15 protein-coding genes, 1 tRNA gene, 1 other RNA gene and 1 pseudogene are annotated in these 19,026 nt (G+C 38.7%); 2 read left to right on the top strand and 16 right to left on the bottom strand.

Translation table 11 applies throughout. The annotated features are described in order from the left end of the window. Window positions 1-175 precede the first annotated feature (175 nt). The 13 genes and pseudogenes from secA to AB1444_06570 form a co-directional block, all read right to left on the bottom strand. A pseudogene (secA, locus tag AB1444_06630) lies at window positions 176-2,752 on the bottom strand (preprotein translocase subunit SecA). A gap of 267 nt (window positions 2,753-3,019) precedes the next feature. Continuing rightward, complete coding sequence (gene proB, locus AB1444_06625) at window positions 3,020-4,126, bottom strand: glutamate 5-kinase (GenBank protein MEW6526325.1); 1,107 nt, start codon at window positions 4,124-4,126, stop codon at window positions 3,020-3,022. 4 nt (window positions 4,127-4,130) lie between these two features. Beyond that, complete coding sequence (gene obgE, locus AB1444_06620) at window positions 4,131-5,114, bottom strand: GTPase ObgE (protein MEW6526324.1); 984 nt, start codon at window positions 5,112-5,114, stop codon at window positions 4,131-4,133. A gap of 236 nt (window positions 5,115-5,350) precedes the next feature. Beyond that, the gene (rpmA, locus tag AB1444_06615; GenBank protein MEW6526323.1) at window positions 5,351-5,611 is read right to left on the bottom strand and encodes a 50S ribosomal protein L27; all 261 of its coding nucleotides are present in this window, start codon (window positions 5,609-5,611) and stop codon (window positions 5,351-5,353) included. A 43-nt stretch (window positions 5,612-5,654) separates the two neighbouring features. Then, window positions 5,655-6,008: a ribosomal-processing cysteine protease Prp gene (locus tag AB1444_06610; protein ID MEW6526322.1), complete on the bottom strand. Its 354-nt coding sequence runs from the start codon at window positions 6,006-6,008 to the stop codon at window positions 5,655-5,657. Then, window positions 6,008-6,322 carry a 50S ribosomal protein L21 gene (rplU, locus tag AB1444_06605; protein ID MEW6526321.1) on the bottom strand — a complete coding sequence of 105 codons (315 nt, stop codon included), beginning with the start codon at window positions 6,320-6,322 and terminating at the stop codon, window positions 6,008-6,010. The genes AB1444_06610 and rplU overlap by 1 nt, the downstream gene beginning before the upstream one ends. A 64-nt stretch (window positions 6,323-6,386) precedes the next feature. Continuing rightward, window positions 6,387-6,460, bottom strand: a tRNA-Ile gene (locus AB1444_06600). Window positions 6,461-6,952: 492 nt separating this feature from the next. After that, on the bottom strand, window positions 6,953-7,495 hold the full coding sequence (locus AB1444_06595; protein MEW6526320.1) for a hypothetical protein: 543 nt from the start codon (window positions 7,493-7,495) through the stop codon (window positions 6,953-6,955). A gap of 233 nt (window positions 7,496-7,728) precedes the next feature. Then, on the bottom strand, window positions 7,729-8,802 hold the full coding sequence (gene dgcA / locus AB1444_06590) for a diguanylate cyclase DgcA (protein MEW6526319.1): 1,074 nt from the start codon (window positions 8,800-8,802) through the stop codon (window positions 7,729-7,731). A 12-nt stretch (window positions 8,803-8,814) separates the two neighbouring features. Next, entirely contained in the window at window positions 8,815-9,534 is a 720-nt protein-coding gene (gene hisA, locus AB1444_06585) for a 1-(5-phosphoribosyl)-5-[(5-phosphoribosylamino)methylideneamino]imidazole-4-carboxamide isomerase (protein MEW6526318.1), read from the bottom strand. Beyond that, entirely contained in the window at window positions 9,525-10,133 is a 609-nt protein-coding gene (gene hisH / locus AB1444_06580) for an imidazole glycerol phosphate synthase subunit HisH (protein MEW6526317.1), read from the bottom strand. Before hisH ends, hisA begins: the two co-directional genes overlap by 10 nt. Further along, window positions 10,130-10,714, bottom strand: coding sequence for an imidazoleglycerol-phosphate dehydratase HisB (gene hisB, locus AB1444_06575; GenBank protein ID MEW6526316.1), 585 nt, complete (start codon window positions 10,712-10,714; stop codon window positions 10,130-10,132). The genes hisH and hisB overlap by 4 nt, the downstream gene beginning before the upstream one ends. 18 nt (window positions 10,715-10,732) lie before the next feature. Beyond that, complete coding sequence (locus tag AB1444_06570; protein ID MEW6526315.1) at window positions 10,733-13,597, bottom strand: BamA/TamA family outer membrane protein; 2,865 nt, start codon at window positions 13,595-13,597, stop codon at window positions 10,733-10,735. A gap of 253 nt (window positions 13,598-13,850) precedes the next feature. Here AB1444_06570 and ssrS point away from each other — a divergent pair. Beyond that, window positions 13,851-14,034: non-coding RNA, 6S RNA (ssrS, locus tag AB1444_06565), on the top strand. Window positions 14,035-14,052: 18 nt separating this feature from the next. Then, window positions 14,053-15,093 (top strand): hypothetical protein, encoded by a 1,041-nt coding sequence (locus AB1444_06560; protein ID MEW6526314.1) that lies wholly within the window; start codon window positions 14,053-14,055, stop codon window positions 15,091-15,093. Window positions 15,094-15,109: 16 nt separating this feature from the next. Here AB1444_06560 and dnaJ read toward each other — a convergent pair whose 3' ends face one another. The 3 genes from dnaJ to grpE form a co-directional block, all read right to left on the bottom strand. After that, entirely contained in the window at window positions 15,110-16,222 is a 1,113-nt protein-coding gene (gene dnaJ / locus AB1444_06555; GenBank protein ID MEW6526313.1) for a molecular chaperone DnaJ, read from the bottom strand. 79 nt (window positions 16,223-16,301) lie between these two features. Next, complete coding sequence (dnaK, locus tag AB1444_06550) at window positions 16,302-18,224, bottom strand: molecular chaperone DnaK (GenBank protein ID MEW6526312.1); 1,923 nt, start codon at window positions 18,222-18,224, stop codon at window positions 16,302-16,304. 55 nt (window positions 18,225-18,279) lie between these two features. Further along, window positions 18,280-19,020 (bottom strand): nucleotide exchange factor GrpE, encoded by a 741-nt coding sequence (gene grpE, locus AB1444_06545; protein ID MEW6526311.1) that lies wholly within the window; start codon window positions 19,018-19,020, stop codon window positions 18,280-18,282. Window positions 19,021-19,026: the final 6 nt, after the last annotated feature.

The raw sequence follows: 19,026 nt of genomic DNA, 5'->3' as shown, positions 1-19,026 counted from the left end.
TTAGTTAGCCTCGCCTGCTTCTTCTTGTTTTTTTGCGCTTCACACCGCCTATTATTTCCCGGTTTTTATCTTCCTGGCTGCGTACCGATGGCCGTGGTACAGCAGCAACAGGAATTCCACCAGCGCCAAATTGTTCAACCTCAGGTTTGATTTCCTGTCCAAACGGTACAGGAAGCTCTTCAGGCTTGATTTCAATTTCCTCAACCTTCTGTAAACGCACTTTCAGAAGCATCTCAATAATATCTAATTTTAGATTATCAAGCATCTCGTTGAAAAGCTCAAAACCCCTAAGCTTATACTCAACCAGCGGATTGCGCTCGCTGTAGCCTGCTGTCCATATACCGTCACGCAAGTCATCCATTACCAGCAGATGATCACGCCACTTGGTATCAATCACCTGAAGTGATACCAGCCGTTCAAGCGTACGCATATGGTCACTGCCAACTTCCTCTTCTTTTGCTTTGTACAATTTCAGCAATTCTTCTTTTACACAATTAATAAGTTCATCATGCGATAAACTTTCGCTATCTATCCCTAACGATCCAATATCAAATCCAAACTTTGATCTCAGGAAACCATTTAAGCCCTCAATATCCCAATCTTCGGCATGCCGCTTCCCCTCAGTAAAATAGGGAATCCAGCTTTCCACTACATCATCAATATACTCACGAATCTTAGGCGAAACATCTTCACCATCAAGGATAGCATTGCGTTCCTTATAAATATATTCACGCTGGCTGTTCATAACATCATCATATTCCAGCAGGTGCTTTCGTATTTCAAAGTTTCTTGCTTCCACTCTTTTCTGTGCATTTTCAATGGCGCGTGACACCATCCTGCTTTCAATTTCCTGTCCTTCCTCCATACCCAAACGCTGCATAACACCGGAAATCCTATCCGAGCCAAAAATACGCATCAGGTCATCTTCCAGTGAAAGATAAAACCGTGATGAACCTGGATCGCCCTGCCTTCCTGAACGCCCCCGCAACTGATTGTCAATTCTTCGTGCTTCATGACGTTCAGTACCCAGAATATGCAGCCCACCCGCCTGTACCACTTTATTATGGTTATCCAGCCATTCCTTACCTTTACGCACAATATCCAGTGCTTTGTGCTGATCCTGTCCTATCATGGTATTGGCAAGACTTGCTGCATAGTCAAAATCGCTCTTTAAAATTGCTTCTCTGAATCGCTCCCAGAGTGCAGCATCATGAATGGGCTTCCAATTTTCCAGTTCATCAATATACGTCTTTCTTCCACCAAGCACAATGTCCGTACCACGCCCGGCCATATTAGTGGCGATAGTTACTGTACCAGGACGCCCTGCTTCGGCAATAATCTGAGCTTCTTTTTCATGATACTTTGCATTTAACACATTATGCGGAATACCCACTCTTCTCAGCATGTCCGACAATTTTTCAGATTTTTCAATAGAGATTGTACCCACCAGTACTGGCCTGCCCTCCTGGCGCAATTGCTGAATTTCCTGTACAATAGCGTTGAACTTTTCTTTTTCAGTACGATAGATCCTGTCAGGATAATCGGTTCTTCGTACAGGTTCATTTGTGGGAATGACAACAACATCTAAATTATATATCTTTTTAAATTCGATGGCTTCTGTATCAGCGGTACCTGTCATACCAGCAAGCTTTTTGTACATCCTGAAATAATTCTGGAATGTAATCTGTGCAAATGTCTGGCTTTCACGCGCTATGGGCACATTTTCCTTTGCTTCCAGTGCCTGATGCAATCCATCAGAATAGCGCCTTCCAGGCATAAGCCTTCCAGTAAATTCATCAACAATAATGACCTGCCCATCTTTTACAATGTAATCAATATCACGTTTGAATAAGGTATGAGCTTTCAATGCCTGATTAACATGATGCACCAGTTCTATATTGCGACTATCGTACAAATTATCTATCTTTAAGAGCTTTTCAACATGTTTCACACCTTCTTCCGTCAAAAGGGCATTGCGATCTTTTTCGTTTACTTCATAATCAACGCCTTCCTTAAGGCTTGGAATAATTTTATTAATCAGATAGTATTTTTTAGTGGATTCATCAGTGGAACCTGAAATGATAAGCGGTGTACGTGCTTCATCAATGAGTATTGAATCAACCTCGTCTACAATTGCATAGTAAAGATCGCGCTGTACTCTGAGGGATTTATGTTCTACCATATTATCCCTGAGGTAATCAAAACCAAATTCGTTATTGGTTCCGTAGGTCACATCACAGCGGTACGCTTTCTGGCGTGCATAATAATCCATATTATGCTGAATAACACCAACCGAAAGCCCTAAATATTTATAGATTGGGCCCATCCACTCAGAGTCACGGCGTGCTAAATAATCGTTAACCGTAACAACATGGACACCTTTCCCTGCCAGTGCATTGAGATATACTGGCATGGTTGCCACAAGCGTTTTTCCTTCACCTGTCTTCATTTCAGCTATCTTGCCCTGATGCAGTACAATTGCCCCCATAAGCTGCACATCAAAATGACGCATACCAATGGTTCGCCACGCAGCCTCTCTTACCATGGCAAACGCATATGGTAACAGTTCATCTATTGGCTGTCCCTGTTCTATGCGCCCTCTGAATTCAGCAGTTTTTGAAAGCATCTGGTCCTGTGTTAATCTTTTAACTTCATCTTCCAGTGCATTTATTTGAGCTACAATGGGTTGTAGCTTTTTAATATCACGTTCGTGCTTTGTACCAAAAAATAAACTCAAAATTTTATCTATCATATCATTTACCTGCTTATAAAATTATAATTTACTATCCGTTAAACAACTCTGTACACAAGTATTTTTTTACATGAGTTAGATTCATTGTATTTAATATCTTTACATAGAAACAATTGTATATCTATTGTTACATAAAAGCATTTACTATACTTCTTCCTCAAGTATCATAGGCTGTAGAGTATTCTCTTCTTTTCAAGCCACAATTACATCATCCCTGGAAATACAATACTTTTCTGGGAACAAACGTGGTAGAAATACTCCCAACCATTAAAATACAATCAAATCATCCCTGTTAATAACCTCTTCATAGTATTCTGAACCAAATATTTTTTTTATCTCCTGAGTGTTTTTACCTTTTATTTTTTCAAGCTCTCCACTGGTATAATTGACAATACCTTTTGCTATCAGTGTTCCTCTTTTATCAGTAATTTCTACTGCATCACCTAAATCAAAATTTCCCTCTACCTGTGTTATGCCTATGGCCAGTAATGATTTTTTATTTTCCTTCAGTGCCTTAACCGCCCCATCATCAATAATGAGCTTCCCTTTGGGTTTTACATTGAATGCTATCCAGCGCTTTTTACTTTTCAATTGTGTTTTGCCTATAAACAGCGTGCCAACCTTCTCACCCTGCATAATTCGTTTTAAGATATGTTCCGTCCTGCCATTTGCAATAATCATCATCTCACCAGATTGAATGACCATCTCTCCCGCTTTTATTTTTGTAAACATACCACCAGTACCATGTTCACTGCCAGCACCTCTGCAGCGTGCGCGCACCTCATCATTAATTTCATGAATTTCAGACACTGGTTCAGTATCACCTTCATCCCAGTAAAAGCCATCAACATCCGATAGCAGCACCAAAAGATTTGCCTGTACAATATTGGCAACATGGGCAGACAGTGTATCATTATCGCCAAATTTAATCTCTTTAATCACAACCGAGTCATTTTCATTAACTATCGGTACTACACCCATTTCTAAAAGTGCGTTCAGGGTATGGCGGGCATTTAAAAACCTGCGCCGGTGTTTCACATCATCCTCGGTAAGTAATATCTGGCCAACTTCATAACCATATTTGTTGAAGCATTCACGGTACACATCCATAAGTATGGATTGACCTATGGCCGCCAGAGCTTGCTTTTCAGGTATGGTGCACAGATTGCGCTTTTTCTTCATAACCGCTGAACCGGCACTGATAGCTCCGGAACTTACAATAACAATCCGGTACTTTTTCTTTAATAAAAAGACAACATCATCAACCAGCCGGGTCACCTGTTTTTTTGATATGCCTGATTCATCAGTAATGAGCGATGACCCAACTTTAACAACAATTGTTTTGACATGTTTCAAGTATGCAGAACGTGGCATGTAATTATTCCATTAACAAAAAAAGTTTTTCTATTAATATATCTATATTGTATCCTGTCAATGATGATATGGGAAGCACTGTATATTTTTCTTTTTCAAGCAATGAAATACGTTTACGTACAACTGATTCATTTACACAATCGCTTTTTGTTAATAGAATCATGGATGTTCTTTGAGGTAAATCCTTATTATATGTGGACAGTTCAGCTTTTAACAGTGAAAGTGTGTACAGTGGATCAGCATCAATTGCCTCAATACAGAACAGGATAATCCGCACACGCTCAATATGCTGCAAAAACGATAATCCCAAGCCCAACCCCTTATGTGCTCCTTCAATGATTCCTGGTATATCTGCTATTTTAATTACTGTCTCACCCCGCTCAATAACTCCTAAATTGGGTATAAGCGTCGTAAATGGATAGTCAGCAATCTTTGGCTGGGCATTAGTGATAGCTTTCAGCAAGGTTGACTTACCCACATTGGGAAGCCCCACCAAACCCACATCAGCAATCAATTTAAGGTTCAGTAAAATTGAACGTTCTTCACCAGGCATACCAGGCTGTGCAAACCGTGGTGCCTGATGTGTTGCTGTTTTAAAAAACGCATTGCCCTTTCCCCCCATACCTCCCCTGGCCACACATACTGTATCACCTTCATGCACAAGATCAGCTAAAAGTTCCCCAGTTTCTGCATCCAGCACCTGTGTACCAGCCGGCACATGTATAACCAAATCCTGCCCATCTTTACCATGGCGGTTCTGGCCCATCCCAAAACCACCATTCTGGGCTTTATATATCCTATCTTTAAAAAGATGACCTAAGTTATAATATCCCTGGGTTGCCTGTATAATAACATCACCGCCTTTACCTCCATCACCACCATCAGGACCACCCTTGGGAATATACTTTTCCCTTCTGAACGAAACAGAACCGGCACCACCTTTGCCAGCACGCACTTTGATTACTATGTTATCTTTAAATTTTGCCACATCATTACCTGTTTACTGTAAAACATTGATAAACATATAGTACAGGATAGCTCATGGTATGAATCCAGCATGAAAATAGATTACTATGGATTTATAATATCACTATCCCTATCACAATGAAAAACCACATTTATGGCTACAGAACATTATTTTACAAATAAAAAAAGCTTATATTGTTACAACAACAATACAAGCTTTTATTAGTATAGTTTTAAAATATGCTAATATACTGTACCTTACGCCTGAACAGGATACACCGATACCTTTTTTCTATCCTTATCAAGGCGTTCAAATTTCACTATCCCGTCAGTGATAGCAAAGAGAGTATCATCGCTACCACGTTTTACATTAGTGCCAGGATGCAGTTTGGTTCCTCTCTGACGTACTATTATTGAGCCACTTTTCACAAACTGCCCACCAAAAACCTTGACTCCCAGGCGCTGGGACCGGGAATCTCGTCCATTTCGTGATGAACCGCCACCTTTTTTATGTGCCATATATTCACCTCATTATTTCAGTAATTGTCGTAATATATTGTATTTACCCTTTTATGCTCACATGCACAAATTCAGGATATTGTTTTCTTATCTCATTTATACCAAGGACAAAAACGCTTACTAAACTTTCACAACGAATCTTCCTGTCATCAGTAAGGCTATCAAGATTGACAGAAAATTCCAGTAATCCCTCCTGTTGACTGATACTATGAACTATCTCATAATATTCTAAAGCTAAAACAACTGATTGCGATAATGCCGAAACACCGGCACATACTATATCATTACCTTTTGACGCCTGCCCTGAATGCCCTGATATACTGACAGCAAAAACAGAGCCCGACAGGCTAAATTGGTTGTTTTTAACGACTATACCCTGTAATGTGATATTGATCACTATTTAACTGACATATCAACAATAGTAATACTGGTATACGGCTGTTTGTGCCCTAACGTTCTGGTGTAATTTTTACGTTTCCTGAATTTTATACCACGAACTTTTTTGCCACGAACCACTCCGCCAACTTTGGCTTTAACTTCTACATTTGGCAAATACGGCTGACCAACTAAAACCCTGTCACCATCAACAAACATCATTACTTTATCGATAGCTATTGTTTCATCATCCTTTGCTTCAAGCAGGTCAACAGCTATAGTTTTATCCTTTTCCACTTTATATTGCTTTCCAGCTATTTCAACTATTGCGTACATACCCTTCTCCCGGATTTTTGAAATTGCATTACATAATAACAATGGGAGGACATCCTCCCTGTATTGGGCCCACAGGGATTCGAACCCCGGACCTACTGATTATGAGTCAGCCGCTCTAACCTGCTGAGCTATGGGCCCCTGTGAAATGACAAAATAATAATAACCGCATTATTATGTCAATAAAATTAAACCATACACTACTATATTTTTTTAATAATATTCCAGTAATAATTCCTTAAAAAATTTCATAATGAATATAGTGTACAGGGTTGTCTCAAAAGACATCTTCTGCAATGACTTTTGCCATACTGTCATTGCGAGGAACGAAGTGACGAAGCAATCTTGTCTTCTGTGGTATTTAGATTGCTTCGCTACGCTCGCAATGACTTTGCACCCGCGTCATTGAGAACTCCACGGATTGTTTTGGGACACCCCCTATACTATATTATATTTTGTTCAAACTTCCATATTCCATATTCAGGAATAATATAATTTAATAATAATATTCACTAATTATAATTATTGTTTAATACAATATAATATAACCAATCAATTTTTTCTAAAATTTTGTTGTATAAGGTTTTGAAGCCGTGACAAAAATACGTTGGTTTTAAAGAAGGCTACCTTTTTTTAATTCTTTGCAACATAGGGACTTACAGATTTTTCAGTTCCAAAGTAAAACTGCTTTTCATTAATTTCAATTGCGTCATTATATGCCTCAACAATACCAACTACATGAATAAGTGCTCCAACAACAAATAATAACCCTGATAGGATAAGTCGTGATTTTCTTTCGGTTGATGAGTCTGTTTTCATCAATGCAACATAAAGATAATATGCCGAAACTGAATATGCTGTAGCTGTTAACAGGCAAAAACCTGCTGCTTTGAGGTCATTGCGCAGATAAACATGCCCACCTCCAGGAATTATTAATGACAAAAGACATGCCAGCCGTGGATCCCGTTGCATGTTAGGCGATTCTTCACGGCGCTCCTGTGCTTTTTTGGAAAATTCGTCCTGATAGGGAACATCTTTATATTTTTTACCAGCATCAGATTCTATTGTTTGCGCTATTAACGGGTAACCAATAAAATTTACAGAAAATGTAATAACTAAAAGTGCTGCAATGTACTTAAAACAATGTATAATTCCGTTGTCCTTCTTATATACCATAACCAATATCCCTTATTATTAATATACAATTACATATATTGAGATAGTCCTAAAAGATGCTTTACTATATGTGCATATAATAAAAAAGTCAACTATTATTCTTGTTATTTATTATGGACATCTTTAAAACTACTTTCTTCCAAAATCATTTATATATACATAGAGAAAGCGGTTTTATCCTATACATTGTGACCACAAGGGAACATCCAAAAAAACAGTTTTTATAAGTTACCTTATTTATCAGAAAGCAGAACCGTTGTCCTGTTTCGGCCCTGCTGCTTGGAAACATACAATGCTTTATCAGCACGTTCAATAATATTCTTTGTAGATATGTCGATAGCGGGATTGAATTGTGTTATGCCCAGTGAAACAGTCACCCCTAACTTTTTTCTTTTATAAAGAATATATGACTTTTGAACTGATATACGAACACGTTCAGCTACTTTGAACGCCTCATTGATATCAGTATGAGGGAGTATAACAGCAAATTCCTCACCACCATAGCGTGCTGCAATGTCACTTTGCCGTACGGAACTGGAAATAACAGAAGCAACATTTTTCAATACCATATCACCACAGCTGTGCCCATATGTATCATTGAAATTTTTAAAATGGTCAATATCCATCATTATGAGTGATAGAGGCAAACTGCTTTTTAACGATTTTTCACGTTCTTCCATTAGTGCTGTCTGAAAATAATGATGAATTTTAAGCTTTGTCATCATATCGGTTGTTGCTAACTCATACAGGTAAGCATTTTGAATAGCAATACCAGCTAAGGAAGCTATGTTTAACATATACTCCTTATCAGATTCACTAAAGCCTTTCTGGTTTATACGGTCAGCCAGAACAATTATTCCATTAAGAGTACCCTTACCCTTTAACGGTACAATCAATGATGGATCCAATCTGATGAGATTTTCCAATGATGGCTCATCAGGCAGGAGCTCTTTTAATTCATCTAAGGTATAGCAGCGGAAATTAGCATCCAGAAACTGTATGAGCTTGGAATTTGTGGGAATTAGGTATTCATTTTTATGGTCTATTTCAAAGCCTTTGTAGTTACGGTGTAATACAAATTCCTGCCGATCAATACTTCGGTGTGTAAAAATGCCAGCCTTTAAAAGCTGCATCTGACCCATACAGGTTAATAGAATTGAATCAATAAGAACATTATAATCTAATGTTGAATTTAACCCCTTGCTTATTTCAATCAACTGCTTTAAATCGTAGATTTTGCGCTCATATTGTTCAATTTCAACAGGGAATTTTATATCTTCATCATATAATGACATGTCATCATTCATGTGTTTCACCATTTAGTCACACAATGTTATAGCATTGCGCAAATTTATCCTTCCATCATATATGGCCTTGCCAACAATACAACCCTTTAATCCGCGATTTTCATATTTTTTTAATTTTTCCAAATCTTCAATAGCTGAAACACCACCAGAAGCAATAAGAGCTATACCAGGAATTTCAGATAAAATTTTCTCTATGGACGTATAATTTGGCCCCTGCAGCATCCCGTCAGTTGCTATATCTGTATAAATGATCTCAGAGATGCCAATGCTTTGAAGCTCCTTTATACATTTGATTGCATCCATGTCAATTATTTTTTTCCAGCCATGAGTGGCAATTTTTAAATCTTTAGCATCAACACCAGCAATAATATATTCCTTAAATCGCTCAGCTATCTCCCTGAAGGTATCCTCCATTAACACTGTCCCAATAATTATCCTTTCAATTCCTTCATCCAGATACATCTTTATTGCAGTTTCGGTTCTAATTCCACCTCCAATTTCAATGGGGATTGAAACTGCTTTTGCTATTCTTTTGACTATATGCATATTGACAGGCTGTCCCTCAAAAGCACCATCCAGATCAACTACATGAATTAATTTTGCGCCTGCTTCTTCAAACTGCTGTGCAATACCTTTGGGATCATATGAATAGACTGTTTCCTGCAAAGGGTCCCCCTGTACCAGTCGGACACAACGCCCTTCTTTTAAATCAATAGCTGGTATTACGAGCATGCCAACCTCACAAAATTTTCTATCATGCGCAATCCATACGTATGGCTCTTTTCGGGATGAAATTGTGTTGCTATGCAATTACCTTTTCCAACAATACTGGCAAATTCAACTGAATACTGTGTTTGGCCTATTATCCATGAGTTATCAAGCACTACAGGATAATAGGTGTGAATAAAATAAAAGTAGCTATGTTGAGGAATTCCGTCAACAACAGGGTGATGCTGTCTGAAAACAACCTGATTCCATCCCATATGCGGTACTTTTAAATCAGTGGTAAATCGTACCACATTACCCGGTATTATGTCAAGTCCCTTATGGTTGCCAAATTCTTCACTGCTTGTGAATAAAAGCTGATAGCCCAAGCATATTCCAAAAAAATATCCTCCACGCCGTATAAAATCAACAAGAGGCTCAACCCAACCTAATGTAGTTAAATTTTCCATTGCATGCCCAAATGCACCATCACCAGGCATTATCAGCGCTTTAGATGAAGCAATACTGCCAGGGTCAGAGCTTATACGGACAGCGCTGGTATATTTTTCAACTGCCTTAACAACTGAACGCAGATTTCCCATGCCATAATCAATAACGGTAATCATAAGACTCCTTTTGTGGATGGAATGGCAGTGCTATCACCTATTGTATATGCTCGGTAAAGTGCTATGCCTGCAGCTTTGAATATTGACTCATGAATATGGTGCCTGTTGTCGCCATATAATTGTTGAATATGCAGGGTAACCTGTGCATTGTGTGCAAATGCTTTGAAAAACTCCAGTGTTAACTCCTCACTGTATGTTTGTATCAAACCGTTTAGCTTATCACCCCTGTATACAAAATACCCTCGTCCTGATATGTCGACAATGACACTGCTGCATGCTTCATCCATAGGTACTATCGCCTGACCAAACCTAACAATTCCCTGTTTATCCCCCAGAGCTTTCTGAAATGCCTTCCCTAAGCAAATTCCTGTATCTTCAATTGTATGGTGGGCATCAACATCTAAATCACCTTTTGCATTTAGCTGAATACTCATCCTTCCGTGGGTTGCAAAAAGTGTTAACATATGGTTAAAAAAACCAATGCCGGTTTGTATGGTGCATGGCTGCATGCTATCAAGAAACAGTTTTAAGGTTATATCAGTTTCTTTGGTTTTGCGCTCAATATGTGCAGACCGTTCCATTGGTATATTCTCCTGTGTTTAAAACTCATATCCTAAACTGAAAACAATTTCTTTATTACCAAACCTTCCATAATAATACGGCCAGGCATAGTCAAGCTTTAAAATAACGATGGGATACAATGTAAGGCGAAATCCAAAACCCATATCCATTTTGAAGTCCTGAAATTCTCCTGTATTCTTATTCATAAAAGTATAGTTATTATCCCACGCCGAACCAGCATCAACAAATAAAACTCCACCAATATTACCAATTTTTAAAAACAATGGCCATCCCATCTGTATTGATTCAATGAACGTAAACCTGAATTCAGCGTTGAACAGGAAAACATTGGTACCACCATATTCTATAAACGGATGCCCGCGCAGGGTATTGAATCCACCAATATAGTACTTGAAATATTCTTTCTTTTCACCAATTATTTTCCCACCAATTCCTCTGAATGCAAGCACATACTGTTTGTCCAGAAAGAAATACTGTCGTATATCAATATCAATACTACTAAAAGAATAATCCTGGCCTGTCAAATTAACAACCTGGGTAAACATTATCTGACCACGTGTACCCCGTAAGGGAACCAGAAAACCCCACAATACATTATCGTAATTGTATGATACCGATACTGAATTTAAATTGGCATAAACATCTGGACGCTGATCCAGGTAACTGTAATCACGCTCATAGCGACTTGACGAAACACGGGTGCTGAACCGGGAAAACCTGGTAAATGGGTAGCTTGCAATGGCATATACACCATAATGATCCATAGACAGAGTGGACCAGTAGGCATTGTGAATAAGATCATTTATACTTGCCAGGGTAAATATGCCAAAAGGATTTTTTTGCCTGAAAAATCCCAATGAATAATCCCACCGGTAACGCAGGTAAAGGTACTGCACATCCCAGTTCAAATAATTAGCACTGCTGCCATAGCGAAGATAATCCGTAGTTACCACAATGCGGTTGTCACCTAAATAATCGCTGAAACTCATCTGCGCAAAACCAGCAAAACCATATCCCACCGTGCCACCAAGTCCAAAAAACACCCAGTCGGGCGATACTGTCGTTGTGTAATTGTCCCATATAGCCTGTGACAACGGGAAATAGCTTTGAGGCAACATAACGGGTATATGCTCAGTATTATAAGGGGGAGCGATAGTTACTGGTTTAATGTCTTTTTTGATGAAAATATCATATCCACCATTTTGATATGATACAAATGCAATTTTGCTTGCATCAGGAAATACGCGTGGATAAAATATACCGGTTGATGCATTGGTTATCTTTGTTTCAGATGATTTGGATATATCATATTGATAAATATTGTATATTCCTTCCCTGTTTGAGATATACACAATGCTATTCCCATCCTTAGCAATATCAACCTGTAAATTTTTTGACTGCGGTTGTACAATAATTTCGCGTGCATTTGTTAAAAGTGTATGTTTAATGATGGCATACTGCTGGCTGGTATAATCTCCTGCAGGGTAATTAGATGAATAAAAGATAATGGTATTATCAGCATTAAGTTTTGGATAGCGCTCACTGTATACATCGTGTGTTACCTGTTTCAATGATTTATCGTTCAATGAATAGATATAAACATCACTTTGTATATTTGTTTGCCCAATGAAACATATAAATTTTCCATCAGGTGATAGCGCAGGATCCTTTAGTGATCTGAATGGCAATACAATTTCATTCAAAATTTTTCCATTACTGGCATCAATAATAAATATAACATCCCTGTTTCTAGACTGCGATACAAACACAATGCCTTTACCATCAGGTGTCCATGACAGATAGTTATCAAGCAAATGCATCCCTTCAAATTCAGATGTTTCATTGCCTGTAAGTATGACACGCGCTTTTTCTTCAGCTTGCTCCTGGCCAATAGTTAGTATTGAAATGGAGGAATAGATATCCCTGTTGTCAATATAGGCAATTTTTTTCCCATCGGGTGAGATGGCAGGGCAGGTATTAAATAGTGAACGCGTCTTTTGATGGTTGGTTATTCGCTGTCCTTCTTCTTCATCAAAATTTCTTCCTGCTATGATGGGATAAAAGCGCTTTTTATAAAAATGTTTAAATTCAGTATCAATTTCTTCAAGGTTTTTCTTTGTGTGTACCTTCAATGCTTCTTCAAAGTTATCCAGATCCCGTATATCTCGCAAAAATTCCCCAATTTTACCTTTTCCATACGTTGTTTCAAAATAATAAAAAAAAGCCTGACCAACCTTATAGTAGTAATACATGTTCCCAACACGATATGTGGTAAAATCAATCAAACTGACATACTGATCGTTCAGAAAGAAATCGCGCATGGTCATATCTGCAGTTTCATCAAAGCCAATCGACAAATACTCGGCCATGCCTTCAGTAAACCATAAGGGTACGCCACCCATACTCATGAGTGACTGCATTTTTCCGGAACTATCGCGCATTAAAATATTATATTGAAATGCGTGCACCAGCTCATGTACCAGCACATGCTGAAATTCATCATACGAACCATTAAAAGGCACAACCACTCTATTTTTAAACGCTTCGGTAAAACCACCAGTTCCTTCCCCAATAATTTGCAGAAGAATGTTATTTTCCTGAAAATCAATATGTGATGGATACACAATGATTGGCACCGGGTCATTGAGTTCGTGTTGCAATGCGTCAGCTATATGGACATAAGCCTTTTCAGCTATAACAGCGGTTTTTGTAGCAAGCTGCTCCATCCCATAGGGATAATACACATTACAATGGATTGTCTTTAATATGTGCCATTTGAATGGTTCGATAGTTACCTTATTTTTGCCAAAAGGATATGTTAATAATGGAAGAGCTATACAAACCATTATTGCAATGAGCGTATATGTATATTTCTTAATCATGAATGCGATTTACAATCCTTACATAAAAATTCAATACCTTTACTTTTTGCTAGTAACAGCCAAATAATCAAGTATTATGAGTTACATGTGTCATGACAAGAAAATCTACGTCATAGTAATAAAGTATTGTTCATCCATAGTCAAGGATACACTGATGTATTTTGTAATATTTTTGAATATGTAGCAGTGAACGCTTATACATTAGCAAGTAAAATTTTTGTTGCCAACAAATATTATTTGAGTATATTAGATAATAAGCCTGCGGTGTTCGTGTATGGTATGTCATATTGTAGTTCCAACACTACTGAGCATGGAATCTCAAATCTGCAGGTTGATATCACGCTTCATTATGAAGTAGATAGATACCTGCATGCGGGAATCCACCTTTACAAAGGGAGCTCAAATATTCATACCACTACGGCACACGCGGGTTATTATAATATATTGGCAAAAATATGGAAATAATTACCGTTTTTGGTGTTCGCTGGCGTGTTGCTCCCTTATGGGAGGTGGGATTAACAGTATTTGTAATCCTTTTAGTAATAGCATTCTTTGCATTGCTGAAATATAATCAATATCTCAAACTAAAAAAATCCAGCTTAGAGCAAATTTTTATATACAAAGCCCGACAGCGGGGACTTACCGGTTACCAGGTTCGTATACTGCAGCATATTGTTGCACTATCCAAACTCAGTTCACCTGAAATTATATTCATCAATAAAGCTTTATTTGAAACAGGTTTAGTTAAATTTTTGCAATATATGGCCAAACTCAAAGAACCCCCTGAAGATTTAAAGGATATCTTCAAGGATATAGTTATTACATATGAACGAATTTATAACCCTGTAGAATATCAGCAACCACTTGATTCAATTGAGGATATATCTACAGATACACTGGTTTGTGGATATAGCCAGACCGGTAGAGCATTTATAGCAAAAATTATGCTGATTGCAGAAGATGCAATCCATTGCAGATATTTCAGAAAGCCAGGACAACTTCCCGATGAAATAATAACTGAACCTGTATCAATATTCTTTTTTAGAAGTGGTGATGCTGAATATTCCTTTGAATCTGAAATTACAGCAATACAGGAAAACACAATAATATTAAAAAAACCTGAAGCTATAAAACGGGGAAAAGAAGTCCATCATCCATTTATACAGACGCTCATACCCTGCAGTATCCAGAGGAAAAAAGAAGATAAAGAAGAGGAAGAAGCAATCATACAACATGATGATAATGAGATAGTAAATGGCACAATTGAACGGCTTAATGAATTTGAAGCAGTTGTACGGGTTGAAAAAACATTACAGTATCAACATGAATATACCCTGTTTTTTACTCTGGAAAATTTTAAAATTGAGATAGTTAGCAAAATTTTGGCTTCACGGACTATTACAAAAGAAAAGATCATCTATTATACATTTAAATTTATTGAAATGTCTGAAGCTGCACAAAATGTTATTGCAAAATATGTAAAAGAGCGGCTGTGAAAAAGCCGCTCTTTTATTAAGTATAAAACTCCCGGTCTGAATCAACAGTTTCACCCTCAATACGAGCAAACTCCTTTAATAGCTCCTTCTGTCGCGGGCTAAGTTTCTTGGGTACTTTAATATTAATCTTTACCAGCTGATCTCCTTTGCCATATGAACCTAAATAGGGCATACCATTACCTTTAAGTCTAAAAATCTGGCCATTTTCGGTGCCTGCGGGTATTTTCATCTTGGCTTTTTTCCCATAGATTGTTGGCACTTCAATCTCACCGCCTAAACAGGCAACAGCAAAAGAAACATCTACAATGCTTATCAGGTCATTGCCATGTCGTTCAAACATTGGGTGTTTCTGAATATGAACCACAACATATAAATCTCCTGCAGGCCCTCCTCCCGGTCCCTGCTCACCTTCACCGGCAATCTTGAGTCGAGAACCTGATTCAACACCAGCAGGTATTTTTACTGTAATCTTGCGATGTTTTTCCTCAAGGCCTGTTCCTTTACATACTCTGCATGGCGAAGTTATAATCTTACCTTCTCCCCTGCATTTATAACAGGTTTGAGTAATTGAGAAAAACCCCTGAGTCTGACGGATCTGTCCTGTGCCATTACATACAGGACATACCGTTGGTTTTGTTCCCGACGCTGAGCCTGTCCCTCCACATGCACTGCATATTTCATGACGTGGAATTTCAATTTGAACTTCTTTGCCTAACGCTGCATCTTCCAGCGTAATTGAAAGGTCATATTGAATATCCCTGCCACGTCTGACACGTGTTGAACGGGTCCGGGTGCCAAAACCAGCACCAAAAAAACTTTCAAATATATCACCTAAATCAAAATCTCCAAAGATATCCGAAAAATCTGTATAAGCCCCTCTGCCAAAACCTTCAAATCCAGCAACACCTTCATGGCCAAATTTATCATACTGCGCACGCCTTTTGGGATCACGCAATACTTCATATGCCTCAGTTGCTTCTTTGAATTTTTCTTCTGCTTCTTTGCTTCCTTTATTGCGGTCAGGGTGATATTTTAAAGCAAGCTTTCGGTAAGCTTGCTTTATTTCATCTTCAGATGCATTCCGAGGAACACCCAACACTTCATAATAATCTCTCTTTGTCGTAGCCAAGGTCATCACCCCTTATTTAAAAAGATTACAAAAATTATACGACAATGGCAAGCATTGTCGTATAATTGTTCATAATTTATTATTTTTTCTTATCATCATCCACTACTTCATAATCGGCATCATATACTTTTTCGCCACTCTGAGCTGTCTGTTGCTCACCTGCTTCAGACTGTTGTGATTTGGCATACTGCTCAGCACCCTGCTTGTATAAGCGTTCAGCAAAGGAATGCGATGCGCGTTCCAATTTTGCCTTTGCATCACGGATAACATTGATATCCGTTGATTCCATTGCTTTCCGCAGATTTTCAATTTCTGCTTCAATGGATGCTTTTTCACTGGCTTCTATCTTGCCTTCATTTTCACGAATAAGTTTTTCAAGTGAATAGATGAGCGCATCGGCTTCATTGCGTGCTTCAACAAGCTGGCGTGCTTTACGGTCTTCTTCTGCATGCAATTCTGCATCCTTCACCATCTTCTTGATTTCTTCTTCGCTCAAGCCACTTGAAGCTTCTATTCGGATCTTCTGTTCTTTGCCAGTACCCAGATCCTTTGCCGATACATGCAATATACCATTAGCATCAATATCAAATGTTACCTCAATCTGTGGCACGCCACGAGGTGCAGGTGGTATGCCAATTAAATCAAACCTGCCAATGGTTCTGTTTTGTGATGCCAGTTCACGCTCACCCTGTAACACATGTATTGACACTGCTGTCTGGTTATCTGCTGCAGTTGAGAATATCTGGCTTTTTCGTGTTGGTATGGTTGTGTTGCGTTCAATAAGCTTTGTCATTACACCACCCAATGTTTCAATACCAAGTGACAATGGTATAACATCAAGCAGCAACACGTCATGAACTTCACCAGCCAACACACCACCCTGAATAGCAGCACCAACTGCAACCACTTCATCAGGGTTTACACCTTTATGAGGCTCCTTGCCAAACACCCTGCGTACAAGTTCCTGAACAGCGGGAATTCGTGTTGAGCCACCAACTAAAATTACTTCATCTATATCACCAGGTGTAAGTCCTGCATCTTCTAATGCTTTAATACAGGGCTCTTTGGTTGATTCAATCAGGTCTTCCACCAACCCTTCAAATTTTGACCGGGTCAATGTCATAATCAGGTGTTTTGGGCCACTCTGATCTGCAGTAATAAAAGGTATATTGATCTCAGTCTGCAATTTATTGGAAAGCTCAATCTTTGCCTTTTCAGCTGCTTCTTTTAATCGCTGCAAGGCCATCTTGTCAGTACTTAAATCAATGCCTGTCTGCTTCTTGAACTCAGCAATCAACCATTCCATAATACGCTGATCAAAGTCGTCACCACCCAAATGGGTATTACCATTGGTTGATTTAACTTCAAACACCCCATCGCCTAATTCCAGTATGGAAATGTCAAACGTACCACCACCCAGATCATATACTGCTATTTTGTGATTACGCTCCTTCTTATCAAGGCCATATGCCAGCGCTGCAGCAGTTGGCTCATTTATTATTCGCTCAACTGTCAATCCTGCAATACGGCCAGCATCCTTTGTTGCCTGCCTTTGGGCATCATTAAAGTACGCTGGTACTGTAATAACAGCGCGGGTAACCTTTTCGCCTAAGTAATCTTCAGCACTCTGTTTCATCTTCTGTAAAATTCGTGCCGATATCTCCTGAGGAGTAAAATCCCCAGCAATGGTTTTAACCTTTACGCCATTTTTCCCATCATCCACAACAGTATAGGGGACCATTTTAATTTCACTTGAAACCTCACTGTATGCACGCCCCATAAACCGCTTGATTGATCGGATGGTGTTCTCAGGGTTGGTTATCATCTGGTTTTTGGCAACCTGTCCAACCAAACGCTCACCTTTATCGGTAAACGCAACAACCGATGGTGTTGTCCGTTGCCCTTCGGAATTGGGTATAACCACTGGTTCACCACCAACCATAACTGCAACACATGAGTTTGTGGTTCCAAGGTCAATTCCTATTATTTTACTCATAGTCATTCTCCTTTTTTATGAATATATTCTAATGATAGTTTGTATCATTGTATCATGCACATCAATGCGGTGACGCTGTCGTATTTTCTTCAGCTTTTTCATTGGTAGTATCAGGCTTTTTTGCCGGGCGCGTCACCTTAACCCGTGCAGCCCTGATCACATATTTATCTAACTTAAAGCCTTTTTGATATACTTTGGTGATAGTATCTTTTTCAACATCTGGACTTTCATCAATTTCAATAGCTTCATTATACTCCGGATCAAACGGCTGGTTGAAACTTTCAATCTCTTCAACACCATAGCGCTTCAGCATATCCTCTATCTGTCGTGATATAATCTTTACACCTTCAACAAACGATGTATGTGCTTCAGCTAAATTTTCAACATTCTGCACATTACTGGCAGCTTCAATTGCTCTGATTAAATCATCGTTAATGGTAATAACATCAAGAGCCATATCCTTTATGGCTAACTTCCTATCATCCTCCTGCATACGGATGACACGTTTTTTATAATTTTCAAAATCAGCCTGCCGACGCACCAGCAAATCTTTCAGTGCAGTCAATTCTTCATTCTTCTTATTCAATTCTTCCTGTAACTTCTGCAATGCATCCTCCTTCTGTTGTAATTGGTCCTGCTTGGCTTGTGGCTCTTCACCATCAGATGGATTCGTTGAACTATCGCCCACAGGTTCCTGTGCATTCATGTGTTCATGTAATTCTTTTTTATTGTCATGTATTTCTTTACTTGCTGCATCGTGTTGTTGCTCATTATTGTGATGTTTTTTATCCTTACCGCTCATACATCC

The organism is Spirochaetota bacterium (assembly GCA_040756435.1).
In the GTDB taxonomy this organism is placed as follows: Bacteria; Spirochaetota; UBA4802; order UBA4802; family UB4802; genus UBA4802.
Note: the sequence above shows the minus strand (reverse complement) of the source record. Positions and strands in the feature narration are given on the sequence as shown.